Source organism: Thermus kawarayensis JCM 12314 (assembly GCF_055393575.1).
In genome coordinates this window covers 526,289-548,407 of sequence record NZ_AP043756.1, presented here as the reverse complement: position 1 = coordinate 548,407, position 22,119 = coordinate 526,289, and the positions used below count along the sequence as shown (strand labels likewise).

General features: G+C 67.2%; 20 protein-coding genes, 1 tRNA gene, 2 rRNA genes and 2 pseudogenes. 18 read left to right on the top strand and 7 right to left on the bottom strand.

Features of this window, described 5'->3' with window-relative positions; all coding sequences use genetic code 11:
• The first annotated feature begins 15 nt into the window (after positions 1–15).
• The 7 genes and pseudogenes from ACZ5RK_RS03435 (at position 16) to ACZ5RK_RS03405 (ending at position 5,687) form a co-directional block, all read left to right on the top strand.
• Positions 16–1,212: an ABC transporter substrate-binding protein gene (locus ACZ5RK_RS03435; protein WP_464909672.1), complete on the top strand. Its 1,197-nt coding sequence runs from the start codon at positions 16–18 to the stop codon at positions 1,210–1,212.
• A 119-nt stretch (positions 1,213–1,331) separates the two neighbouring features.
• Positions 1,332–2,099 (top strand): sugar phosphate isomerase/epimerase family protein, encoded by a 768-nt coding sequence (locus ACZ5RK_RS03430; RefSeq protein ID WP_054647191.1) that lies wholly within the window; start codon positions 1,332–1,334, stop codon positions 2,097–2,099.
• A gap of 78 nt (positions 2,100–2,177) precedes the next feature.
• Positions 2,178–2,897, top strand: a pseudogene (locus ACZ5RK_RS03425) (c-type cytochrome); the annotation flags it as partial.
• The gene (locus ACZ5RK_RS03420; RefSeq protein WP_464910049.1) at positions 2,892–3,281 is read left to right on the top strand and encodes a c-type cytochrome; all 390 of its coding nucleotides are present in this window, start codon (positions 2,892–2,894) and stop codon (positions 3,279–3,281) included. The pseudogene ACZ5RK_RS03425 and the gene ACZ5RK_RS03420, both read left to right, overlap by 6 nt.
• Positions 3,282–3,292: 11 nt before the next feature.
• Complete coding sequence (locus ACZ5RK_RS03415; protein WP_054647189.1) at positions 3,293–3,775, top strand: hypothetical protein; 483 nt, start codon at positions 3,293–3,295, stop codon at positions 3,773–3,775.
• A gap of 10 nt (positions 3,776–3,785) precedes the next feature.
• The gene (locus ACZ5RK_RS03410; protein WP_464909671.1) at positions 3,786–4,415 is read left to right on the top strand and encodes a QcrA and Rieske domain-containing protein; all 630 of its coding nucleotides are present in this window, start codon (positions 3,786–3,788) and stop codon (positions 4,413–4,415) included.
• 9 nt (positions 4,416–4,424) lie between these two features.
• On the top strand, positions 4,425–5,687 hold the full coding sequence (locus tag ACZ5RK_RS03405; protein WP_464909670.1) for a cytochrome b: 1,263 nt from the start codon (positions 4,425–4,427) through the stop codon (positions 5,685–5,687).
• A 98-nt stretch (positions 5,688–5,785) separates the two neighbouring features.
• On the opposite strand, the gene ACZ5RK_RS03400 is transcribed toward ACZ5RK_RS03405, so the two are convergent.
• Positions 5,786–7,384, bottom strand: coding sequence for a 30S ribosomal protein S1 (locus tag ACZ5RK_RS03400; protein WP_464909669.1), 1,599 nt, complete (start codon positions 7,382–7,384; stop codon positions 5,786–5,788).
• Between the two features lie 200 nt (positions 7,385–7,584).
• Between ACZ5RK_RS03400 and ACZ5RK_RS03395 the strand changes: the two genes are divergently transcribed.
• The 4 genes from ACZ5RK_RS03395 to ACZ5RK_RS03380 all read left to right on the top strand — a co-directional run bounded on the left by ACZ5RK_RS03395 (position 7,585) and on the right by ACZ5RK_RS03380 (position 9,873).
• Positions 7,585–8,700, top strand: a complete 1,116-nt coding sequence (locus ACZ5RK_RS03395) for a M20 family metallopeptidase (protein WP_464909668.1) — start codon at positions 7,585–7,587, stop codon at positions 8,698–8,700.
• A 199-nt stretch (positions 8,701–8,899) separates the two neighbouring features.
• Complete coding sequence (locus ACZ5RK_RS03390) at positions 8,900–9,178, top strand: hypothetical protein (RefSeq protein ID WP_464909667.1); 279 nt, start codon at positions 8,900–8,902, stop codon at positions 9,176–9,178.
• 9 nt (positions 9,179–9,187) lie between these two features.
• A complete protein-coding gene (locus ACZ5RK_RS03385; protein ID WP_054647388.1) occupies positions 9,188–9,472 on the top strand; it encodes a hypothetical protein in 285 nt (94 codons plus the stop codon).
• 2 nt (positions 9,473–9,474) lie between these two features.
• Complete coding sequence (locus ACZ5RK_RS03380; RefSeq protein WP_464909666.1) at positions 9,475–9,873, top strand: hypothetical protein; 399 nt, start codon at positions 9,475–9,477, stop codon at positions 9,871–9,873.
• Between the two features lie 176 nt (positions 9,874–10,049).
• On the opposite strand, the gene ACZ5RK_RS03375 is transcribed toward ACZ5RK_RS03380, so the two are convergent.
• The gene (locus tag ACZ5RK_RS03375; RefSeq protein ID WP_464909665.1) at positions 10,050–10,727 is read right to left on the bottom strand and encodes an ATP-binding cassette domain-containing protein; all 678 of its coding nucleotides are present in this window, start codon (positions 10,725–10,727) and stop codon (positions 10,050–10,052) included.
• Between the two features lie 86 nt (positions 10,728–10,813).
• Here ACZ5RK_RS03375 and ACZ5RK_RS03370 point away from each other — a divergent pair, with 86 nt between their 5' ends.
• Entirely contained in the window at positions 10,814–11,971 is a 1,158-nt protein-coding gene (locus tag ACZ5RK_RS03370) for an RNA-guided endonuclease InsQ/TnpB family protein (protein ID WP_464909664.1), read from the top strand.
• A 5-nt stretch (positions 11,972–11,976) separates the two neighbouring features.
• Here the strand turns inward: ACZ5RK_RS03370 and ACZ5RK_RS03365 are convergent, their stop codons facing one another.
• On the bottom strand, positions 11,977–12,627 hold the full coding sequence (locus ACZ5RK_RS03365; RefSeq protein WP_464909663.1) for an ABC transporter permease: 651 nt from the start codon (positions 12,625–12,627) through the stop codon (positions 11,977–11,979).
• Complete coding sequence (locus tag ACZ5RK_RS03360; RefSeq protein ID WP_054647387.1) at positions 12,614–13,411, bottom strand: ABC transporter substrate-binding protein; 798 nt, start codon at positions 13,409–13,411, stop codon at positions 12,614–12,616. Before ACZ5RK_RS03360 ends, ACZ5RK_RS03365 begins: the two co-directional genes overlap by 14 nt.
• Positions 13,412–13,433: 22 nt before the next feature.
• On the opposite strand from ACZ5RK_RS03360, the gene ACZ5RK_RS03355 reads away from it, so the two are divergent.
• The 6 genes and pseudogenes from ACZ5RK_RS03355 to ACZ5RK_RS03330 all read left to right on the top strand — a co-directional run bounded on the left by ACZ5RK_RS03355 (position 13,434) and on the right by ACZ5RK_RS03330 (position 18,992).
• On the top strand, positions 13,434–13,715 hold the full coding sequence (locus ACZ5RK_RS03355) for a DUF309 domain-containing protein (protein ID WP_464909662.1): 282 nt from the start codon (positions 13,434–13,436) through the stop codon (positions 13,713–13,715).
• Complete coding sequence (locus ACZ5RK_RS03350) at positions 13,712–14,692, top strand: asparaginase (protein WP_464909661.1); 981 nt, start codon at positions 13,712–13,714, stop codon at positions 14,690–14,692. Before ACZ5RK_RS03355 ends, ACZ5RK_RS03350 begins: the two co-directional genes overlap by 4 nt.
• 411 nt (positions 14,693–15,103) lie before the next feature.
• A pseudogene (locus tag ACZ5RK_RS03345) lies at positions 15,104–15,690 on the top strand (transposase).
• Between the two features lie 138 nt (positions 15,691–15,828).
• Positions 15,829–18,705: ribosomal RNA gene (locus ACZ5RK_RS03340) — 23S ribosomal RNA — on the top strand.
• 83 nt (positions 18,706–18,788) lie between these two features.
• Positions 18,789–18,905: ribosomal RNA gene (gene rrf / locus ACZ5RK_RS03335) — 5S ribosomal RNA — on the top strand.
• Between the two features lie 11 nt (positions 18,906–18,916).
• Positions 18,917–18,992: transfer RNA gene (locus ACZ5RK_RS03330), tRNA-Gly, on the top strand.
• A gap of 83 nt (positions 18,993–19,075) precedes the next feature.
• Here ACZ5RK_RS03330 and ACZ5RK_RS03325 read toward each other — a convergent pair.
• Genes ACZ5RK_RS03325 through gatB form a run of 3 tightly spaced genes read right to left on the bottom strand, consistent with a single transcriptional unit; the run spans position 19,076 to position 22,118 of the window.
• Positions 19,076–19,705: a histidine phosphatase family protein gene (locus ACZ5RK_RS03325; protein ID WP_054647878.1), complete on the bottom strand. Its 630-nt coding sequence runs from the start codon at positions 19,703–19,705 to the stop codon at positions 19,076–19,078.
• Positions 19,702–20,703, bottom strand: coding sequence for a phosphoribosylformylglycinamidine cyclo-ligase (purM, locus tag ACZ5RK_RS03320; RefSeq protein ID WP_464909660.1), 1,002 nt, complete (start codon positions 20,701–20,703; stop codon positions 19,702–19,704). Before purM ends, ACZ5RK_RS03325 begins: the two co-directional genes overlap by 4 nt.
• Before the next feature lie 5 nt (positions 20,704–20,708).
• Positions 20,709–22,118 (bottom strand): Asp-tRNA(Asn)/Glu-tRNA(Gln) amidotransferase subunit GatB, encoded by a 1,410-nt coding sequence (gene gatB, locus ACZ5RK_RS03315; protein ID WP_464909659.1) that lies wholly within the window; start codon positions 22,116–22,118, stop codon positions 20,709–20,711.
• Position 22,119: the final 1 nt, after the last annotated feature.

Below are 22,119 nucleotides of genomic sequence, written 5' to 3'. Positions count from 1 at the left end.
GGTAGAATCCCCCCCATGGGAAAGCTCTGGCCCTTGGCCTTCCTCCTCCTTCCCGCCCTGGCCCAGACAGAAGTCCCTTTCTGGCACTCCATGGACGGCCCGGCGGGGAGGCTCCTCTCCCAGTTCGCCCAGGAGTTCAACGCCCGCCAGGCCCAGTACCGCGTCCTCCCCCAGTACGCCGGGGACTACCGGGACGCCGAGACCAAGCTGGTGGCCGCCCTGCGCACGGGAGGGGGGCCGGTGCTCTTCCAGGCGGAGATCTCCTTCTTCCCCCGCCTGGTGGCCGAGGGCAAGGCGGTGGCCCTGGACCCTTACCTGGCCCTGGACCCGGCCTTCCTCGAGGACCTCTTTGAACCCGCCTGGAACTACGGGGTGGTGGAAGGGAAGCGGTTCGGCCTGCCCCTCAACACCTCCACCCCGGTCCTCTTCTACAACCTGGACGCCTTCCGGGCCAAGGGGCTCAAGGCCCCCAGGAACTGGAAGGAGTTTGAGGACACCGCCAAGGCCCTCACCACCCGCCAGGCCAAGGGCTTCATCTTCGTCACCGATCCCCAGGCCTGGCTCTTCGAGGCCATGGTGACCAGCCGGGGGGGCAACCTGGTCAGGGAGGGCAGGCCCAACTTCACCTCCAAGGAGGCCCTGGAGGCCCTGGAGATGCTCCACCGCCTGAACCGGGCGGGGGCCCTCTCGGCGCGGAGCATGGCCGAGGCCACCTTCGCCCAGCTGGACTTCGTGCGCACCAAGGGGATGATGGTCATGGCCTCCATCGCCAACTGGCCCGCCGCCGAGAACTTCTCCTTCGCCTTCACCCTGGGGGTGGCCCCCGTGCCCCGGGAGCCCGGGGGCAGGGTGCCCATGGGTGGGGCGCAGCTTGTGGTGCTCCAGGGCTCCAGGGAGGCCCAGGTCCGGGGGGCCGTGGAGTTCTGGAAATACCTCATGGAGCCCAGGAACGTGGCCCGCTGGGTGGAGGCCAGCTACTACGTTCCCGTGCGCAAGTCGGCCATCCCCCTCCTGGAGGGCTTCTACCGGGAAAACCCCTTCCGCAAGGTGGCCTTTGAGCAGATCGCCTACGCCCAGGAGCGCCCCCGCCTTCCCCAGTTCTCCACCTGGGCGGGCCTCCTGGCCGAGGCCCTGGAGAAGAGCCTGAAGGGGGGTGTCCCCCCCCAGCGGGCCCTGGAGGAGGCCCAGAGGAAGGCGGAGGCCATCCGGTAATACCACCCCATGCTGGCTTGGCCCCTAGGCAGGCTTCCCCGAGCCGGCAGGGCGAAGGAAACCGGAAGCAAGGGTATAAAAACCCCCCTTTTCCCGGGGAAAGGGTTAGGATGGAAGCCATGCGCCTAGGCTTCAGTCCCTTCAACGCCGAGCTGGGCTACGAGAAGGCCTTTTCCCTGGCGGGGGAGCTCGGGCTGGACCTCGAGGTGGCCTACGACCTGCACGAGGTCCTGCCCCTGCCCGGCCCCGAGGACCTTAGGGCCACGGGGGAGGCCCTGGGGGTGGGCTTCACCCTCCACCTCCCCTTCGTGGAGCTGAACCCGGCGAGCCTCATCCCCAGCGTCCGCAAGCTCGCCCAGGAGCGGCTCCTCCGGGCCTTGGAGTTCGGGGAGGCCCTGGGGGCCAGGGTGGGGGTCCTCCACACCGGCCAAGTCCCCCTCCGCCACCCCCTGGCCCTCTCCCTGGCCCGGGAGGCCCTGGAGGAAACCCTCTCCCTCCTCGCCTCCCCTCCCTTCCCCGTGGCCCTGGAAAACCTGGCCCTGGAGGAAGGCGACCTCCTCCGGGGTCCAGAGGAGCTTAAGGCTCTCCTGGACCGCTTCCCCGGGCTCGGCTTCTGCCTGGACGTGGGCCACGCCCTGGTGGAGCTCGGCCCCAGGGGGCCTTTCCTCTACTGGGAGGCCCTGGGGGAAAGGCTTCTCCACCTCCACCTCCACGACAACCACGGCCGCCGGGACGACCACCTTCCCGTGGGAGCGGGAAGCGTCCCCTGGGAGGGTTTGGCCCCTCTTCTCCGGGGCTTCTCGGGCACGGCGGCCCTGGAGGTGGGCGGGGGGGAGGAGGGCGTCCGGCAAAGCGCCCGCCGCCTGCACACCCTCCTCGCCCCTTGAGGGGACATCTGTCCTTGCGGGGCTACCCTTATAGTGGTGGGGTGGGGGTTTGTACTCCCCTTCACATAGGGAGGCAGAATGGTCGTAGACCGGATTGAGGTGTACCTGGACGGGGCCCAGGAGCCCCTGGGGGTGCTCAAGGAACCCCCCTACCGGCTCAGGCTGGACACCAAGAAGCTCCCCGATGGGGAGCACACCTTGCGGGTGGTCACCCACTTCCGCGGGGGCGGCCAGGAGATACGGGAGATCCCCTTTACCGTCAACAACTACCCCGATGTCCTGGTCCTGGGCGTGGACGAAGGGGGCGAGGTGGCGGGGGAGGTGGAGCTCCGCCTGGCCGTGGGCGAGCCCGAACTCCCCGTGGAGCCCGTGCGCTTCAACCCCCTCTGGTACGCCGTGGCCTTCCTGGTGGTCCTGGGAGGGGTCTGGAGCTACTTCGCCCTCTCCCCGGCCGCCGAGAAGATCGCGGAGCAACTGGCCCCGCCCGCCCAGGAGGCCCAGGCCAAGGAGGCGGGAGCCCAGGCCGCCAACGTGGACCCCGCCCTCATGGAAAAGGGGAAGACTGTCTACGAGGCCCACTGCGCCGCCTGCCACCAGCAAAACGGCCAGGGCATGCCCCCGGCCTTCCCCGCCCTGGCGGGCAACCCGAACCTGAAGGACGCCAACCTCATCCTGACCGTGGTGAAGAACGGGCAGGGCACCATGCCCGCCGTGGGGGCGGGTTTCAGCGAGGAGGAACTCAAGGCGGTGGCCACCTACATCCGCAACAGCTTCGGCAACAGCTTCGGCCCCGTGGAGGCCCAAGGTGCCCCAACCTCCCAGGGCACGGCGGCTCCGGCAACCGGGGCCGGGGAGACGGCCGCCTTGGCCAAGGAAGGGGAAGCCCTGTATGCGCAGCACTGCGCCTCCTGCCACCAGGCGAACGGGCAAGGTGTCCCCGGGGCCTTCCCACCCCTCGCCGGGAACCCTAACCTGAAGGACAAGGCCTACCACATCAAGGTGGTCCTCCAGGGGCTCCAGAACAAGCCCGTCACCGTTAACGGGCAGACCTACCAGGGGGTCATGCCCTCCTTCGCCCAGCTTTCCGACCGGGAGATCGCCGCCATCCTCACCTACGAGCGGACCTCCTGGGGCAACGACTTCGGTCCCGTGAGCGAGGCCGAGGTCAAGGCCGCCCGCTAAGGGAGGTGAGGATGTACCGCAACGACCCCATCCTGCCCACCTTCGCTCTCATCCTGGCGGCGGGCCTCTTCTACACCGCCTACCTGGACGGCCTCCATATCGCCCGCCTCCTGGGCCACGCTCCCGAGGAGCTTTCCGTGGGCCAGATCGGCCTCATGGCCTTCGGGGCCGTCCTCCTCCTCTACGGGCTCATCGGCCTGGTCTCCCACTGGCTGGAGGGCGTAGAGCTCCGCCCGGGACGCCACTTCCCCACCCCCTCCACCGCCCCGGTGGCCGCAGGGGTGGTCCTGGTCCTCCTCCTCACCGCCCTTTCCGGCTTCTTCGTGAGGCTCCTCATCTACTCTGGCCAGACCGGCCACAACCCCACCTGGCTCCAGGGCTTGGTCTTCGGGAGCATCAGCCTGGTGGTGGCGGCCCTCTTCGGCATCTACAAGAAGTTCTTCGGCCGGGACGAGGTCATCACCGAGGAGGAGAAGAGCCACTTCCCCTGGTAAGAGGTAGAACATGGGCGAGCGCGAGATCCGCTTAAGGCAGTCCCGAAGGAGGCTTTTCCTCAAGACGGCTATCGGCACCGGCATCGGCCTCTCCCTGGTCTCCGCCTTCTACGTGGGGGCAAGCCTCCGCCCCAAGGAGGAGGTAACCCCGGAGAAGGAACCCCTGAAGCCTGGGGACATCCTGGTCTACGCCCAAGGGGGAGGGGAGCCCAAGCCCATCCGCCTGGAGGAGCTGAAGCCGGGCGACCCCCTCGTCCTGGCCTATCCCATGGACCCCAAGACCAAGGTGGTGAAGAGCGGGGAGGCCAAGAACACCGTCCTGGTAGCCCGCTTTGCCCCGGAGGAGCTTGCCCCCGAGGTGGCCCAGCACGCCGTGGAGGGCGTGGTGGCCTACTCAGCGGTCTGCACCCACCTGGGGTGCATCGTAAGCCAGTGGGTGGCGGACAAGAAGGCGGCCCTCTGTCCCTGCCACGGCGGGGTCTACGACCTGGCCCACGGGGCCCGAGTCATCGCCGGCCCCCCGCCCCGCCCCGTGCCCCAGCTACCCCTCAAGGCGGAGGGCGGCCTACTGGTGGCCGCCGGGGAGTTTCTGGGCGAGGTGGGGGTCAAGGCGGAAGCCGGCTCCTGGTGCCGCGTCTAGGAGGGAAGCATGTACAAGTGGCTAGACGAACGCCTGGACCTCACGGGGCTCTACCAAAAGGTGCTCCGCAAGGCCTTTCCCGTGCACCACTCCTTCTTCCTGGGGGAGATCACCCTCTTCGCCTTCGTGGTCCTGGTGCTCACCGGCATCTTCCTCACCCTGAACTTCGAGCCCTCCATCCGCGAGGTCAAGCTCCCCGACGGGCGCACGGTGCCCGCCGCCTACGGGAGCATCCTCTACATAGACAGCCTCCCCTTCGGGGCGGTGATCCGGAGCCTCCACCACTGGTCGGCCCACGTGATGATCGCCGCCGCCTTCCTCCACATGCTCCGGATCCTCCTCACGGGGGCCTACAAGAAGCCCCGGGAGCTCAACTACCTGGTGGGGCTTGGCCTGCTGGGCCTGGCCGTGGTCACCGCCTTCACCGGCTACGCCCTCCCCTACGACAACTACGCCGTGACCGCCACCCGCATCGGCTACGGCATCGCGGCCTCCATCCCCTGGATCGGGGGCACCCTGGCGGAGGTGATGTTCGGAGGGGAGTTCCCGGGCTCGGCCAAGTCCATTCCCCGGCTCTTTAGCCTCCACGTCCTCTGGCTTCCCCTCCTCCTCATGGCCCTCATCGGGCTCCACCTGGTGGTCATGATCAAGCAGAAGCACACCCAGCCCCGCTACGCCGAGCGGGTGGCCCCGGGGAAGATCCTGGGGGTCCCCATGTACCCCCAGCAGATGGTCATGATGATTGTCCTCTTCGCCCTTTACGTGGGCATCATGACCATGATCGCCGGGGCCTTCCTCGCCCACCCGGTGGAGGCCTTCGGCCCCCCCACCCCCAACACCCCGGCGGTGAAGCCTGACTGGTACTTCCTCTGGATCTACGGCATCCTGCAGCTCATCCCCTCCAGCTGGGAGTTCCGCCTCTTCGGGGCCACCATCGGCCCGGAGTTCATCGGAGGGGCGGTGGTTCCCGGGGTCCTGGCCCTGGTGGGCCTCCTTCTGCCCTTCGTGGACACCCGTAAGGACAAGATGCGCTACATGGAACTCCCCTCGGAGCACCCGGTGCGCACCAGCGCCATCCTGGCCCTTATGGTCTTCTTCCTGATGGCAAGCCTCGCCGGGTACAAGATTGACTTCCAGCAGCAAGGCCTCCTCCTGGGGAATAACGCCGTGCTCTGGACCTTGGTCCTGGGAGGGCCCCTCCTCACCTTCTTCCTCTCCTACACCTTAATGCGCATCTTCTACGGGAGAAGAGAAGGGGAAAAGGCCCTCTAGTACCACCCCCTGCTGGCCCATGCCAGCAGGGGGGCCCAAGCCTAGGTGAAGGCAAAGGAAAGCCCCCGCCAGAGGCGGGGGCTTTCGGCCAAGCAAGTTTACTTCTTTTCCTCCTCCAGCCCCAGGCTTGCCAGGAGGTCGCCGTAAAGGTCCCCCAGCTTCACGCTGGTGGTGGCGGTGGGCACGGCGGAGGCGTCGTAGAGGTTGTACTCGGCCACGGCCCCGTACTCGTACTCCCGGCGCTCCTCCGGGCGGCCTTTGGGCTTGCGCTTGCCCCGGGCCTCCTTGCCCTTGGGACGGCGGGGCCTCTCCTCCTCCACCTTGGGGGGAGGCGGCGGGAGGAGGCGCTTGCGGGAGAGGGAGATGCGTTGCTCCACGGGGTCAATGTTGAGGACCACCACCTCCATCTCGTCCCCCTTCTTGAAGAGGAGGGCGGGGTTTTCCACGCGCCCGTGGTCCAGCTCGGAAACGTGGACCAGGCCTTCCATGCCCGGCTCCACCTCCACGAAGACCCCGAAGTCGGTGACCCCGGTGATGCGGCCCTTGACCACGGTGCCGGGAGGGTACTTCTCCGTGAGCTGTTGCCAGGGGTCGGGCTGGGTCTGCTTGAGGCCCAGGGAGAGGCGGCGCTCGGAGGGGTCCAGCCTGAGGACCACGGCCTCCACCTCGTCCCCCTCCTTCACCACCTCGGAGGGGTGCTTGGGGCGCTTGGTCCAGGAGAGCTCGGAGATGTGGATGAGGCCCTCGAGGCCCGGCTCCACCTCCACGAAGGCCCCGAAGGGGGTGAGGCCCACCACCTTGCCCCGGACCCGGGTGCCCACGGGGTACTTCTCCGCCACCGTGGACCAGGGATCGGGGATGAGGGCCTTGATGGAGAGGTTGACCCGCTCCTTGGCCGGGTCAACGGAAAGCACCTGGGCCCGCACCCTCTGCCCCTTCTGGAGCACCTCCCGGGGATGGCCGAAGCGGCCCCAGGTGATCTCCGAGCGGTGAACCAGGCCGTCCACGGGACCCAGGTTGACGAAGACCCCGAAGTCGGTGACGTCCACCACGGTGCCCTCCACCACCTGGCCGGGCGTCAGGCCCTGCAAGAAGGCCTCCTTGGCCTTCTTCTGCTCTTCCTCCAGAAGCACCCGGCGGGAGAGGAGCACCCGTCCCTTCTTGCGGTTGAACTCAATGATCTTGGCCGGGATCTGCTGGCCCAGGTAGGCGTCCAGGTTAGGGGTGCGCCTCAGGTCCAGCTGGGAGGCCGGGATAAAGGCCTCCACGCCATCCAGGTCGGCGACCACGCCCCCCTTGACCTTCTCCTTCACCGTGACGGTGACCGGCTCCCCCTTTTCGTAAAGGGCCTGGATCTGGTCCCAGTGCTCCTGGGCCTCCACCTTCTTGCGGGAAAGGAGCACCTGCCCCGTCTCGGGGTCCACCTTGATCACCTGAACCCGCACGGTGTCCCCCGGCTTCAGGAGGTTCTTGAGCTCCTCCTCGGGGAGGGCCTTCTCCGTGAGCTGGTTGAAGGGGATGACGCCCTCGGTCTTTGCGCCGATGTCCACCGCCACGCCTTCGGAACCCACCAAGACCACCGTGCCCGTCAGGACCTGGCCGGGGCGCACCCGCTTCTCCAGGCGGGCCTCGGTCTCCTGAAGGGCCTGTTCCATGCTGAAGGTCTTTTCTGGGGTCTGGGTCGCCTTTTCTTCCATGCCGCCTCTTTCCTCCTTACGCGCCTCCCCTCGGGAAGGCGGGCGCTTTGCGCGCGCGTCCACACGAAAAGGCGGGGGAGAACCTTCACTCCCCGCTTCCGTGGGAACGAGCCCCGAAGGGCATACCCTTCCTTTATACCACGGGGTAGGCTTCCTGCCAAGGGGCACCGGGCCCATAGGGGGCAGGGCATAATGGGGCCATGGAAACCCTGGAATGGATGAAGGCGAAGCTTCCCGACTTCCTCAAGGACCTCGAGGCCTTTGTGCGCCGGGAGTCCCCCTCGGGGGACCTTTCCGGCCTCAAGGAGGCCGCCGCCTTTTTAGAAGAGGCCTTCGGGCCCTTGAAAGGCCGGCTTTCCCGTAAGGACACCCCCAAAGGCCCCGTCCTCCTCCTCAAGCGGGAAGGGGAAGGGGCCCCCGTGCTTGTCCTCTGCCACTACGACACCGTCCATCCCAGGGGAAGCTTCCCCGAGGCCTTCCGCCTGGAGAGGGAGAAGGCCCTGGGCCCCGGGGTCTACGACATGAAAGGGGGGATCATCGCCCTCCTCTACGCCCTGCGCCACGCCGAGGCCACGGGGAGGAGGCTCCCTTCCCTGGAGGTCCTCTTCACCCCCGATGAGGAGGTGGGCTCCCCGGAGAGCCGCCCCCTCATTGAGGCCGCCGCCCGGAAGGCCCGGGCCGCTCTGGTCCTCGAGCCCCCCACGGGGGAAGGGGACCTGAAGGTGGCCCGGAAAGGGGTGGGCCTCTACCGCCTCAAGGCCCTGGGCAAAGCCGCCCACCAGGGGGTGGAGCCGGAGAAGGGCGTGAACGCCATCCTGGAGCTCGCCCACCAGATCCTGAAGGTGGCGGCCCTGGAGGACCGGGAAAAGGGCACCACCTTGGGCCCCAACGTGGTCCGGGGAGGCACGGTCTCCAACGTGGTGGCCGAGGAGGCCGAGGTGGAGATAGACCTCAGGGTCTGGACCCTGGAAGAGGCGAAGCGGGTGGAGGAAGGTCTCAAGGCCCTCACGCCCCTCCTCCCCGGGGCCCGGCTTTCCCTCACGGGTGGCCTCAACCGCCCCCCCATGGAACCCACCCCGGAAAGCCTGGCGCTCTTCCAAAAGGCCCAGGCCATCGGGGAGAGGCTGGGCCTCGCCCTGCGCCCGGGCAAGGTGGGCGGCGGATCGGACGGGAACTTCACCGCCGCCCTGGGGGTGCCCACCCTGGACGGCCTGGGGCTTCTGGGCGGGGACGCCCACCAGAGGACGGAGTACGTGGTGGTGCCGGAGATTCCCCGGCGGGCGGCGCTTCTCGCCGAACTGCTCTACGCCCTATGATACCCTTTCTCCCCTTTTCCCTCGCCCTGCCAGCTCGGGAAAGCCTGCCTAAGGACCTTTTACCGGGGCCCCCATGCTGGCCTAGGCCAGCATGGGGTGGTACGAGCCCCTCCCCTTCCGCCCAAAAGGTCCAGGAGGTCCCGAAGGCCCTCTTCGCCCTCACCCAGGCGCGGGTGGCGGGCCTTAAGGAGGCCTAACCGTGTGGTTCTTCCGCAGGGACCCCCACGTGCGGCCCGATGGCCCCCTGGCCTTCCGGGTGCGGGTGCGCACGAAAAGCGGCGAGGTGGTGGAGCTCAGGCTCTCCAAGAGCATGGAGATCTCCCCCACCGAAGAGGGCTACTACGTGCGCAAGGAGATCGTGGCCCCAAGGAGCCTGGACCGGGCGGTCTTGGAGATCTGGTTTGACCGCGGCTACCGCCCCGTGCGCAAGGCGGTGGAGGGGGGAGAGCTTCTACCCATCCGGGAGTGGACGGGGTAGACTGAGGACATGGAAAAAGTCTTCCTCTTTTTGGGCTTGGCCCTTATGGTCTACAACGTCCTCTACGGCCTGAGGCTCAAGCGGGCCATCCCGGGCGGGGTGATGGGGGAACGGGGGGGCCAGATGCTCTTCCTCATAGGCTTTTTCGCCGTGGCCTACCTGGGGGTCATCCTCCTCACCTGGAGCGAGCCCTCTAGCCTTCTCCTATTTCTCCTCTCCCTCATCCTCCTCCTGGGGGCGGTCTTCGTCTACCTGGTCCTCCGCCTGGTGGACGCCATCGTGGCCTCCTTGTAATCATGGTCTTCCGCCGCAACCCCAACCCCCCTGAGGGCGACTGGAAACCCACCCCCGAGGAGTGGCGGGTCTACACCCTGTGCGACGGCCGCCGCACGGAGGAGGAGGTGGTGCGGGAAAGCGGCCTGGGGGAGGAGGCCTACCGGGCCCTGGCGGGCCTTCTGAAGCGGGGCCTGATCCTCCCGGTGGAAGGCCCCAAGGAGCTCTGCGCCAAGCTGGTAGACCTCCTCAAGGACAGGCTTGGCCCCCGGGCGGAGCCCTTCATCCGGAAGCTCCAGGGGTGCGAAACCCGGGAAAGCCTGGAGGAAGAGGCCCTGAGGGTGGCCCTAAAGGTCAAGCTCACCTTGGACAAAAGGGCCGGGGAGGAGCTGGAAAAGGCGGTCAAGGCCCTTTTCCGCTGATGCCACCCCATGCGCATGGGGGCCCCTAGGCAGGCTTCCCCGAGCCGGCAGGGCGTAGGAAAGGGGGAGAAGGGGCAGTAATCCCCCCGATTCATCGGGGGTCCACGAACCGAAGCGCAAGAACATCTTGCGCGCATCCCGAAAGGGATGCCCCCGGATTTAGCCGGGGGAGGACGTTACAATAGCCTTCCCTCCAGGAAGGCTTGGCTCCTCGGGTCTTGCGGCCTCTGGAAAAAGCTTTGGGCCTCGGCGCACTCCACCACCTGCCCCTGGAGGAGGAAGAGAACCCGTCCCGCCAGGCGCCGAGCCTGGAAGAGGTCGTGGGTGGCCAGGACCACCCCCCGGCCCTCCCGGGCGGCCTGCCGCAAGAGGTCCTCCACCTGGGCTATGTGGCTTGGGTCCAGGCTGGCGGTGGGCTCGTCCAGAAGGAGGACCTCAGGGTCCACCAGAAGGGTGCGGGCCAGGGCCAGCCGCACCGCCTCGCCCCCGGAGAGGGTGTGGGCGGCCTGGTGGGCCTTGGCCCCCAGGCCCACCCGCTCCAACAAGGCCTGGGCCTGCCGGTGGGCTTCCCGTTTGGGCACGCCCCGGAGGCGGAGGCCAAAGGCGGCGTTCTCCAGAACGCTTCGCCGCAGGAGGAGGGGGGTCTGGGGCAGGTAGACCCGGAAGCCCCCCTCCACCTGGCCTTCCCCCGGGGGAAGAAGGCCCGAAAGGAGGCGGAGGAGGGTGGTTTTGCCGCTTCCCGAGGGGCCCAGCACGGCCAGAACCTCCCCGGGGTAGACCTCGAGGCCCCCCACCTCCAGGGAAAACCCGCCCCTGTGGTAGGAAAGCCCCTTCGCCCGCAAGACCGGCCTCATAAGCATCTGGCGCGGGAAACTGCCGACTTAAGTCGGCAGAGGAATGCGCCTTCACCTCCTTTCGCACGGTCCGCTACAATGATTCCGTGCAGACCCTGACGGTGCGCTGCACCCTGAAGCCTAATCCTGAACAAGCCGAAGCTCTGGAGTTTACAGTTTTGCTCTTCGCCGAGGGGTGCAACCACGCCCTTAAGGTGGCCAGGGAGCGGGGGGAGTTCCGCCGCTTCCGGCTCCACCGCCTGGTCTACCGGGACCTCCGGGCCATGGGTTTGAGCGCCAACCTCGCCGTGCAGGCCATCGCCCGGGTGGGGCGGAAGAGGGGAAGCCGGGCGAAGTTTTACCAGCCCACCTCCTGCGCCTTTGACCAGCGCACCTTCTCCCTGCGCCTGGAGGACGAGACCGTCTCCCTGACCACAGTCCGAGGGAGGATGCGCGTTCCCCTCAAGCTCGGCAACTATCAGCGCCACTTGCTTCGTCAGGCCAAGAGCGTGCAGGGAGCGGTCCTCACCAAGGGGCCGAAGGGGAAGTGGTACGTCCACATCACCTTGCGGGTCCAAACTCCTGAACCCCCACCTGGGGGTGGGAGGGTGGTGGGGCTGGACCTGGGGCAGAAGGCCCTGGCCACCCTCTCCACCGGAGAACGGTTCCCTGGCGGTCCCCTCAGGGGGAGGCGTCTGCACTACCTGAAGAAGCGGGCCGAGGTCCGGTCCAGGCTGGACCGCCCTTCCCAACGCACCAGGGGCGTCAGGCGTCTCTGGGAACGGCTTAGCGGAAGGGAGGCCCGCTTCGTGAACGCCACGTTGCACGCCCTCACCCGGCGCATGGTAGACCTGCTGGAACCCGGCGATGTCCTGGCGATAGAGGACCTTAGTGGCATCAGGCAATGGACGACTAAACGAGGGAAGGAAGAGCGCCACCTGCACCACCTCTGGCCCTACGCCCGCTTTCGGTCCCTCCTGGAGTACAAGGCCCGCCTGAAGGGGGTGGGGGTGGTGGCGGTGGACCCCAGGCACACCAGCCAGGAATGCCCCCGTTGCGGGCACACCGCCAGGGAGAACAGGCGTAGCCAGGCCCTCTTCCGCTGCGAGGCCTGTGGGTTCCAGCACAATGCCGACTGGGTGGCGAGCGTGAACATCGCCCGCAGGGCGGTGGCCCAAGGAGCGGGCTCCTGGGGCCTGGGCCACGGTCAGCTGGCCCCGATGCTGGGGAATCGCCTCAGGCATCTTCACTCCCTGGCAAGCTGACGGCTTTAGCCGTCAGTAGCTGACTCCCGCTCCAAAAGGACCAAGAGGGCGGTGACCACGAAGGCCACCCCGAGGAGCACCATGCCCAAGGCCAGGGCCGCTTCCAACTCCCCCTTGCGGGTTTCCACCACGATGGCGGTGGTGAGCACCCGGGTGTGGTGGCGGATATCCCCTCCCACTAGGGTGGCCGCCCCCACCTCGCTGATGGCCCCGCCGAAGCCTGCGGCCAGGGCCGCCGCCAGGGTGCGGCGGCTCTCCCCGAAGAGGGTGGGAAGGACCTGGGCCTCCCCGCCCCCCAGGCTCCGCACCAGGAGCCTCACCTCCTCCACCCTGGCCCTGGCCCCGGAGAGGACAAAGGCGGCGATGAGGGGAAAGGCCAGGATGGCCTCCGCCAGCACCATGGCGTAGGGGGTGTAGAGGAGCCCCAAAGACCCCAAAGGCCCCGACCGGGAAAGGAGCAGGTAGAGGAAAAGGCCCACCACCACCGAGGGCAAGGCCATCCCCGCGTAGAGGAGGACCCGGCCCCAAAGCCCCCCTCCTCCCCTCAGGGCCAGCCAAAGCCCCAGGGGCACGGCGGGAAGGGCCGCAAGAAGGGTGGCCGCCCCCGCCACCCCTAGGCTACGTAGGGTGATCTCCCAGAGCTCAGCGGCCTCCACCCACCGGGAGGATACACCGTCCCCCCAAGGGGCGGAAGAGGGGAACCCCTTCCACCTGTAAGGAGGCCACCCGGGCGGAGGCCTCCTCCGAGGCCAGGAAGCGACGGAGCCTCCGGGCTTCCTCCACCTTGGGGGATCGGGGCACCGGGTAGAAGCTGTACTGGTTCAGGAGCAAGGGGTCCTCCTTCCGGTAAAGGGCCTCGAGGCCCCGCTTTTTCCCCACGGTCAGGTGGGTGGCGAGGTCGGAAAGGGTGTAGGCTCCCTTTTCCGCCGCCAGGACCAGGGTCTGCCCCATCCCCGCCCCCGATTCTAGGTACCAGGGGGGCCTGGGCTCCACCCCGGCCCGCTTCCAGAGGGAAACCTCCTTGAGGTGGGTCCCGGAACGGTCCCCCCGGGAGACGAAGGGGGCCTTGGCCAGGGCGATGCGCCGGAAGGCCTCGAGGACGTCCTTGGCCTCTCCCACCCGGGCCGGGTCGGCCGGGGGTCCCACCAGGAGGAAGGTGTTGGCCGCCAGGCAAAACCCCTCCGCCAAATACCCCTGCCTAAGGGCCTCTTCCTCCAGCTCGGGGGCGTGGACCAACACCGCATCCACATCCCCCCTTTCTGCCAGCCTGAGGGCCTGGCCCGTACCCACCGCCAAGACCTCCACCTGGAGGCCCGTGGCCCTTTGAAAGGGGGGAAGGAGCCGGTCCAAAAGCCCGGAATCGTACACGCTGGTGGTGGTGGCCAGCCTCAAGGCCTGGGCCATGAGGAAAAGGGGAAAGACCCACCCTAGGAGGCGCATGACCTAAGGTTAGCCTAGAAAGGTGGACCCCCTGGAAGCCTACCTGGCCCACCTGCGGGAGGGCCGCTACTTTGAGGCCCACGAGGTCCTGGAAGAGGCCTGGCGCGAGGCCCAGGGGGAAAAGCGGCGCTTCCTCCAGGGGCTCATCCTTCTGGCGGCGGCCCTCCACCAGAAGGCCCGGGGCCAAAGGGGCCTCAGGAACCTGAGGAAGGCCGAGGCCAGGCTCCGGGGCCTCCCCTCCCCCTACCTGGGCCTGGACTGGAAGCCCCTCCTGGCCGAGGCCCGGCGTAGACTTGGGGGGTGAGCGCGGAGGTCTTGGTCTACCGCGGCGAGCTTGTGGAAAACCGGCACCGGGTCTCCTTGGCCCTGTACGGGAGGGAGGGGGTCTTGGCCTACGCCGGCGACCCCGCTTTGGTGAGCTATCTCCGCTCCTCAGCCAAGCCCTTCCAGGCCCTGGCCCTCTTCCTCACGGGCGCGGTGGAGCGGTTCGGCCTCACGGAGGAGGAAGTGGCCCTGGCCACCGCCAGCCACGATGGCACCGAAACCCACGTGGAGGTGGCCGCCCGCTTCCTGGGAAAGCTCGGCCTCGGTCCGGAGCACCTGGTCTGCGGGGTACACCCGCCCTTTTCCCGGGAAGCCCGGAAAGCCCTGGAGGAGCAGGGGCTCCGCCCGACCCCCTTGCACCACAACTGCTCGGGCAAGCACGCCGGGATGCTGGCGGCGGCCCTGGCCCTAGGGGCCCCCACCGAGGGGTACGAGCGCCCCGACCATCCGGTGCAGGCGCTGAACCGGAAAACCCTGGCCGAGCTTTCCGGGGCCGAGCCCCTCCAGGCCACCGACGGCTGCAGCGTCCCCACCTTCGCCCTGCCCCTGGCCCGGGCGGCCCGGGCCTTCTACCTCCTGGCGGCCCCGGAGGAAGCCCCTAAGGCTTACCGGGAGCCCCTGAGGCGCGTGCGGGAGGCCATGCGCCGCCACCCACACCTGGTGGCCGGGCCGGGGAGCATAGACACCCTCCTCATGGAGCGCCTCCCCCTGGTGGCCAAGCGGGGGGCGGACGGGTACTACGGCCTCGCCCTCCTGGAAAGCCCCAAGGGGCCCCTGGGCCTCGCCTTGAAGGTGGAGGACGGCTCGGCCCAGGCCCGGGAGGTGATGGTGGTGGCCCTTCTTCGGACCCTGGGGCTGGACCCCGGCCCCACCCCCTGGGACCGGCCCGAGGTGCGCAACTACCGGGGCCTTCGGGTGGGCCACCTCGAGGCCCAGCTGGGGCTCTCCTGGATGTAGGGCCCGCCCCGGCCTGTGGGCTTGCCTTGCAAAGGCAAGCCCGTCAGGTGTATATCTCCCTCCTGATGGGCAAGCACGGCTTTGTTCGCCGGGAGGCGGGTCCCAAGGAGGTCCTGGAACACTGCCTGCGCCTGGCCCAGGAGGTGGCCCCACCCACCCCCAAGGGCAAGCGGGGCCGCCCCTGGCGCTACGACCACGCCCTATACCTGGCCCTCCACCTTTACCGCGCCTTCTTCCGCCTCACCTACCGCAAGACGGAGGCCTTCCTCCAGGACCTCATGGAAAGGCCCTTCCCCTCCCACCAGTCCCTGGCCCGCTACGCCGTGCATCACCTGGACCCCGAACTCCTTGAGGCCCTCCTGGAGAGGCTTTCCCGGGAACTGGAGGCCCACCTGGCCTCCTTGCCTTCCCCTGAAGGGGAGGGTCAGGAGCCAGGGCGCCCCCAGGCCTCTTCCCCGGGAGCCCCTCCCGGAGCGCTTTCCCCCCCTCTACCTCATGGACACCACGGGGCTGGCCTACAGGAGCAAGGACCGGCTTCTCCGCTTCCGTCGGGGGAAGGAGGTGCGGCGGGTGCGGGGGCACGCGCGGCTTCTGACCCTGATGCGGTGGGATAAGGGGAGGCGGCTCTTGTGGCCCTGGGGCGGTTTGCCCTTACTGGGGGGTGGCTTTTGGCGGACGCGAGGTTTGACGGGAAGGAGGTGTGGGGGGCTTTGGGGGAGGCGGGGGTGCGGCCGGTGATCCGGCTTCGGGGCGGGGGCGAGGCCAGGGACGAGGCGCGGGTGCGGGCGCGGGAGGGGTGGGACCCCGAGGTGTACCGGTTTCGCGGGGTAGTGGAGGGGGGGTTTGGGGGGAAGAAGACGCGGCTGGGTGGGGGATACCTCATGGAGCGGAAGCCTTGGACGGCCATGGCGCGGGCGCTTTTGGAGCTCATCGCCTACGGCCTTAGGGTTCTTCTCTCCCTTCTCCCGCCCCCTCCGGGGTACAAGGCGATTTACTAGGCAAGCCCCTTCCCCCTTGACAGTCCCCCTCGGGTTTGGTAGATTCTTCTTTGCGCTGCCCAGAGGGCGGCGGGGGACCTTGAAAGCTGGGGTGGCTCATCAGACACCAAGGCCAAGCATCCGCTAGGCCTCAAAGAGGGTCAAGATACTAAGGGCCCACGGTGGATGCCTCGGCACCCGAGCCGATGAAGGACGTGGCTACCTGCGATAAGCCAGGAGGAGCCGGTAGCAGGCTTTGATCCCTGGATCTCCCAATGGGGTAACCCGGCCGGCGTAAACGCCGGTCACCGCCACAAAGGCGGAGGGAACCTGGGGAACTGAAACATCTCAGTACCCAGAGGAAAAGAAAGCGAAAGCGACTCCCTCAGTAGCGGCGAGCGAAAGGGGACCAGCCTAAACCGCCCGGCTCGCCCGGGCGGGGTCGTGGGGCCCTCAAACACCAAATCCTAAGCCTAGCCGAAGCTGCTGGAAAACAGCGCCAAAGAGGGTGAAAGCCCCGTAGGCAAAAGGCTAAAGGATAGGTGAGGGTACCCGAGTACCCCGTGGTCCGTGGAGCCATGGGGGAATCCGGGCGGACCACCGCCTAAGGCTAAGTACTCCGGGTGACCGATAGCGCACCAGTACCGTGAGGGAAAGGTGAAAAGAACCCCGGGAGGGGAGTGAAATAGAACCTGAAACCGTGGGCTTACAAGCAGTCACGGCCCCACCAGGGGTTGTGGCGTGCCTATTGAAGCATGAGCCGGCGACTCACGGCCATGGGCAAGCTTAAGCCGTCCAGGCGAAGGCGTAGGGAAACCAAGTCCGAACAGGGCGCCCAGTCCGTGGCCGTGGACCCGAAACCGGGTGAGCTAGCCCTGGCCAGGGTGAAGCTGGAGTAACGTCCAGTGGAGGCCCGAACCGGTGGGGGATGAAAACCCCTCGGATGAGCTGGGGCTAGGAGTGAAAAGCTAACCGAACCCGGAGATAGCTGGTTCTCCCCGAAATGACTTTAGGGTCAGCCTCGGGCACTGACTGGGGCCCGTAGAGCACTGATAGGGCTAGGGGGCCCACCAGCCTACCAAACCCTGTCAAACTCCGAAGAGCCCCAGGCGCAGCCCGGGAGTGAGGGCGCGAGCGATAACGTCCGCGTCCAAGCGCGGGAACAACCGAGACCGCCAGCTAAGGTCCCTAAGTCTGGGCTAAGTGGTAAAGGATGTGGCGCCGCAAAGACAGCCAGGAGGTTGGCTTAGAAGCAGCCACCCTTTAAAGAGTGCGTAATAGCTCACTGGTCGAGCGGTACCGCGCCGAAAATGATCGGGGCTTAAGCCCAGCACCGAAGCTGTGGGCCTGGAAATCAAACCCCAGGCGGTAGGGGAGCGTTCCCTATGCCGACGAAGGCCGACCCGCGAGGGCGGCTGGAGGTATGGGAAGTGCGAATGCCGGCATGAGTAACGATAAACAGGGTGAGAATCCCTGTCGCCGTAAGCCCAAGGGTTCCTACGCAATGGTCGTCAGCGTAGGGTTAGGCGGGACCTAAGGCACAGCCAAAAGGCGCAGCCGATGGACAGCCGGTTAATATTCCGGCCCTTCCCGCAGGTGCGATGGGGGGACGCTCTAGGCTAGGGGGCCCGGAGCCATGGACGTGCCCGGCCAGAAGCGCAGGGCGGGAGGTAGGCAAATCCGCCTCCCATAAAACCCTGTGTGGTGGGGAAGCCCGTAAGGGTGATAACCCCCCAAAGCCATGGAGCCAAGAAAAGCCTCTAAGCTCAACCCGCGGGAACCCGTACCGCAAACCGACACAGGTGGGCGGGTGCAAGTGCACCAAGGCGCGCGGGATAACCCTCGCCAAGGAACTCTGCAAACTGGCCCCGTAACCTCGGAAGAAGGGGTGCTCCCCGCAAGGGGAGCCGCAGTGAACAGGCTCTGGCGACTGTTTACCAAAAACACAGCTCTCTGCTAACTCGCAAGAGGACGTATAGGGAGCGACGCTTGCCCGGTGCCGGAAGGTCAAGGGGAGGGGTGCAAGCCCCAAACCGAAGCCCCGGTGAACGGCGGCCGTAACTATAACGGTCCTAAGGTAGCGAAATTCCTTGTCGGGTAAGTTCCGACCTGCACGAAAAGCGTAACGACCGGAGCGCTGTCTCGGCGAGGGACCCGGTGAAATTGAACTGGCCGTGAAGATGCGGCCTACCCGTGGCAGGACGAAAAGACCCCGTGGAGCTTTACTGCAGCCTGGCGTTGGCCTCCGGCCTCGCCTGCGTAGAATAGGTGGGAGCCGGCGAAACCGCCCTCTCGGGGGCGGCGGAGGCACCAGTGAAATACCACCCTGGCGCGGCTGGAAGCCTAACCCCAAAAGGGAACAGCGCTTGGCAGGCAGTTTGACTGGGGTGGTCGCCTCCTAAAACGTAACGGAGGCGCCCAAAGGTCCCCTCAGGCGGGTCGGAAATCCGCCAGAGAGCGCAAGGGTATAAGGGGGCCTGACTGTAAGGCTCACAAGCCAAGCAGGGGCGAAAGCCGGGCCTAGTGAACCGGTGGTCCCGTGTGGAAGGGCCATCGATCAACGGATAAAAGTTACCCCGGGGATAACAGGCTGATCTCCCCCGAGCGTCCACAGCGGCGGGGAGGTTTGGCACCTCGATGTCGGCTCGTCGCATCCTGGGGCTGAAGAAGGTCCCAAGGGTTGGGCTGTTCGCCCATTAAAGCGGCACGCGAGCTGGGTTCAGAACGTCGTGAGACAGTTCGGTCTCTATCCGCCACGGGCGCAGGAGGCTTGAGGGAACCCCCTCCTAGTACGAGAGGACCGGAAGGGACGCACCTCTGGTCTCCCAGCTGTCCCTCCAGGGGCATACGCTGGGTAGCCATGTGCGGAAGGGATAACCGCTGAAAGCATCTAAGCGGGAAACCCGCCCCAAGATTAGGCCTCCCACGGCTCTAAGCCGGTAAGGACCCGGGAAGATCACCCGGTCAATGGGCCGGATGTGTAAGCGCCGCGAGGCGTTGAGCTGACCGGTCCCAATCGTCCGAGGTCTTGACCCTCCCACGCACTTATACCCCACCCCAGCAGGATCCCCCGCCCCCAAAGGCGGTGCGGAACCTTTCAAAAACAAAACACAAAAATCCCCCGTGCCCATAGCGGCGTGGAACCACCCGTTCCCATTCCGAACACGGAAGTGAAACGCGCCAGCGCCGATGGTACTGGGACCGCAGGGTCCCGGAAGAGTAGGTCGGTGCGGGGGATTTCCCTCACGCGGGAGTAGCTCAGTCGGTAGAGCACGACCTTGCCAAGGTCGGGGTCGCGGGTTCAAGTCCCGTCTCCCGCTCCACCACACAAACCCCCCAGGCCTGAAACCTGGGGGGTTTTTACTCAACCTCACCCTCACACCGCGCAAAGGCAGGATATTGCGCCTTATTTCAAACTTTCATCGGAGAGCCAGTCGGCCCAGGTTTCCAAATGGGCAGCGTCGGAGACGGTGAGGACCTCCTGCTGGGGAAAGAGGAGGCGGGTAATGGAGGTGTTGGGAATATGAAAGCGCCTCCAAGAATCCCCCTCCAGGTTCAAGGCCAGCTTAAGGGCCGCCCGTACCACACCTCCATGGGTGAGCACAAGGTGCCTACCTGCGGGAAGGCTTTCCAAAAAGGTCTGTAGCCGTCTGGCCACATCGGCCATGCTCTCCCCGCCGGGGCGGGAGGTGTACCAAGGTTCCTCCCAGGCCTTGCGGAAAAACTCGGGATAATGCGCCTCGGCCTCCTGGCGGGTCAGGCCCGCCAAGGCCCCCACGTCGATCTCCCGCAGAAGGGGAGTGGTCTTTACGGGAAGGCCAAGGACGGCCGAAAGGGGCTCGGCGGTCTCCCTGGCCCGGCGGAGATCGGAGGAGAAAAGGCTGGTAAAGGCGAAGCCGCTACGGGCAAGCCGCTGGGCCAGGCGGAAGGCCTGGCCGACCCCCGAGGGGGAAAGGGGGATGTCCAGGTGGCCTTGAAAGCGCTTCTCCGCGTTCCATGCCGTTTCGCCGTGGCGTATTAGCCAGATCTCCGTCATAGGAGCTGGACTCCCTCGCCCGGAACCACCCGACCCACCGGGAAACCGCCCACAAGGGCCTGGGCCTTGGCCGCTTCCTCCTCCGGAAGGACGAGGACAAGACCCAAGCCCATGTTAAAGACCCGGTACATCTCCTCCTCAGGGATCTCCCCCAGGCGCTGGAGGTAAGGAAAAACAGGGGGCACAGGCCAGGTGCCCTTCCAGACCTCCGCTCCCAGGCCTTGGGGAAGGGCCCGGGGGAGGTTTTCGGGGAGGCCTCCCCCGGTGATGTGGGCGATGGCGTGGACCTCCACCCGGGCGGCCTCGAGGCGGAGGAACTCCGGGAGGTAGGAGCGGTGGGGGCGCAGGAGGGCCTCCTTAAGGGTCTCCCCGAGCTCGGGGACGAAGGCTTCCAGGTCCTGTCCCGCCACCACCTTGCGGATAAGGGAGTAGCCGTTGGTGTGGGGGCCGGAAGAAGCGAGACCCCAAAGGACATCCCCCGCCCGCACCCGCTCCGGGCCCAGGATCCGGTCCCGCTCCACCACCCCCACCAAAGTCCCCGCCAGGTCCCAGGCCCCCTCCCGGTACACCCCCGGCATCTCGGCGGTCTCCCCCCCTAAAAGGGGAATGCCTTGGGCCCGGCAGGCCTCGGCCAAGGAGGTGAGGAGAGCGGAGAGGACCTCCTCGTCCAAGCGGCTCGCCGCCAGGTAGTCCAGGAAGAAGAGGGGCTTGGCCCCTTGGGCCAGGAGGTCGTTCACCGAGTGGTTCACCAGGTCAAAGCCCAGGCCGGAAACGTCCCCCGCCTGCAGGGCCAGAAGGGTCTTGGTCCCCACCCCGTCGGTGGTGGCCACCAAGACGGGGTGGCGCATCTCCTGGAGGGCCTTGGCGTCAAAGAGCCCGCCGAAGGCCCCCAGGCCCCGGAGCACCTCGGGGGTGTAGGTGGCCTCCAACTCGGCCTTGGCCCGCCTTAGGGCCAAGGCCTTCGCCTCTATGTGGACCCCGGCCTCCTCGTAGCGCATCGGCCCTATCCTACCCCAAGGGCTTCCAGGAGGAGCCTCCGCACCACCTCCGGCTTGGCCTGCCCTTTGGTCCTGCGCATCACCTGGCCCACCAGAGCGTCCAGGGCCTTGAGCTTGCCCTGGCGGACGCTCTCCGCCGCCTCGGGCAGGGCGGCGAGGGCCTCGGCCACCACGGCCTTCAGGGCGGCCTCGTCGGCCACCACCCTAAGGCCTCGCTCCCGCACCAGGGCCTCGGGATCCCGGCCCTCCAAGAGCTCGGGCAGAAGCGCCTTGGCCACCCGGCTGGTGACCTCCCCCCGCTCAAAGAGGGCCACCAGGTGGGCCAGGGCCCTGGGGGCAAGCCGGGTGGCCTCCAAGGGGAGGCCGCGCTCGTTCAAAAGGCCCATGACGTCGGCCAAGAGCCAGTTGGCCAGGGCCTGGGGAGAGGCGAGGCCGAAGGAGAGGGCATCGTCCAGGAAGCGGGAGAGGGCCGGGGCGTAGGCCAGGACCTCGGCGTCTTTTTCCTTGATGCCCAGGGCCCGGTAGCGGGCCTCCTTGTCCCAGGGAAGTTCGGGTAGCCCTTGCCGCACCTCCGCAAGCCAAGCCCGGGGGATAGGCACCGGGGGCAGGTCGGGCTCGGGAAAGTAGCGGTAGTCCGCCTCCTCCTCCTTGGTGCGCATGGGGTAGGTCTTGCCGCTCCCCTCCTCAAAGCCCAGGGTGGCCTGCTTCACCCGCTCCCCCCGCCTCAGGACCTCCGTCTGGCGGCGGATCTCGTACTCCAGGGCCCGCTGGACGCTTTTGAAGGAGTTGAGGTTCTTGATCTCCACCTTGGTGCCCAAAGGCTCCCCCACCCGGCGCACGGAGACGTTCACGTCGGCCCGGAGCTTTCCTTCCTCAGGGGTGGCGTCGGAGATGCCCAGGGTCTGGACCAAGGCCTGGATGCGCTGGAGAAAGAGCCTGGCCTCCTCGGGGGTCTTTAGGTCGGGCTCGGTGACGAGTTCAATGAGGGGGCTTCCCGCCCGGTTGAGGTCCAGGAGGGTCCTCCCCTCCAGGTGGAGGCTCTTGCCGGCGTCCTCCTCCAGGTGGAGGCGCTTGATGCGCACCCGCCTCTCCCCCAGAGGAACGCTTCCCCCCAGGCCCAGGGGCAGGTCGTACTGGCTGATCTGGTAGTTTTTGGGGAGGTCGGGGTAGAAGTAGTTCTTGCGGTGGAAGACCAGCCTTTCCGGCACCTCCGCCCCCAGGGCCAGGGCGAGCCTTAAGCCGTACTCCACCGCCTTTCGGTTGGCCACGGGCAGGGCCCCGGGCAGGCCCAAGCAGACGGGACAGGTGTGGGTGTTGGGGGGGGCCCCGAAGTAGTCGGCTTCGCAGCCGCAAAAGGCCTTGGTCCGGGTCCTGAGGTGGAGGTGGACCTCGAGGCCGATGGCCGCCTCGTACATG

What these genes read in the sequence shown, in the direction of transcription:
- ACZ5RK_RS03405 (WP_464909670.1), top strand. Translation starts at nt 4,425, where the DNA reads ATGTACAAGTGGCTAGACGAACGCCTGGACCTCACGGGGCTCTACCAA.
- ACZ5RK_RS03385 (WP_054647388.1), top strand. Translation starts at nt 9,188, where the DNA reads ATGGAAAAAGTCTTCCTCTTTTTGGGCTTGGCCCTTATGGTCTACAAC.
- ACZ5RK_RS03415 (WP_054647189.1), top strand. Translation starts at nt 3,293, where the DNA reads ATGTACCGCAACGACCCCATCCTGCCCACCTTCGCTCTCATCCTGGCG.
- ACZ5RK_RS03375 (WP_464909665.1), bottom strand. Translation starts at nt 10,727, where the DNA reads ATGAGGCCGGTCTTGCGGGCGAAGGGGCTTTCCTACCACAGGGGCGGG.
- ACZ5RK_RS03430 (WP_054647191.1), top strand. Translation starts at nt 1,332, where the DNA reads ATGCGCCTAGGCTTCAGTCCCTTCAACGCCGAGCTGGGCTACGAGAAG.
- ACZ5RK_RS03410 (WP_464909671.1), top strand. Translation starts at nt 3,786, where the DNA reads ATGGGCGAGCGCGAGATCCGCTTAAGGCAGTCCCGAAGGAGGCTTTTC.
- purM (WP_464909660.1), bottom strand. Translation starts at nt 20,703, where the DNA reads ATGCGCTACGAGGAGGCCGGGGTCCACATAGAGGCGAAGGCCTTGGCC.
- gatB (WP_464909659.1), bottom strand. Translation starts at nt 22,118, where the DNA reads ATGTACGAGGCGGCCATCGGCCTCGAGGTCCACCTCCACCTCAGGACC.
- ACZ5RK_RS03435 (WP_464909672.1), top strand. Translation starts at nt 16, where the DNA reads ATGGGAAAGCTCTGGCCCTTGGCCTTCCTCCTCCTTCCCGCCCTGGCC.
- ACZ5RK_RS03380 (WP_464909666.1), top strand. Translation starts at nt 9,475, where the DNA reads ATGGTCTTCCGCCGCAACCCCAACCCCCCTGAGGGCGACTGGAAACCC.
- ACZ5RK_RS03395 (WP_464909668.1), top strand. Translation starts at nt 7,585, where the DNA reads ATGGAAACCCTGGAATGGATGAAGGCGAAGCTTCCCGACTTCCTCAAG.
- ACZ5RK_RS03360 (WP_054647387.1), bottom strand. Translation starts at nt 13,411, where the DNA reads ATGCGCCTCCTAGGGTGGGTCTTTCCCCTTTTCCTCATGGCCCAGGCC.
- ACZ5RK_RS03325 (WP_054647878.1), bottom strand. Translation starts at nt 19,705, where the DNA reads ATGACGGAGATCTGGCTAATACGCCACGGCGAAACGGCATGGAACGCG.
- ACZ5RK_RS03400 (WP_464909669.1), bottom strand. Translation starts at nt 7,384, where the DNA reads ATGGAAGAAAAGGCGACCCAGACCCCAGAAAAGACCTTCAGCATGGAA.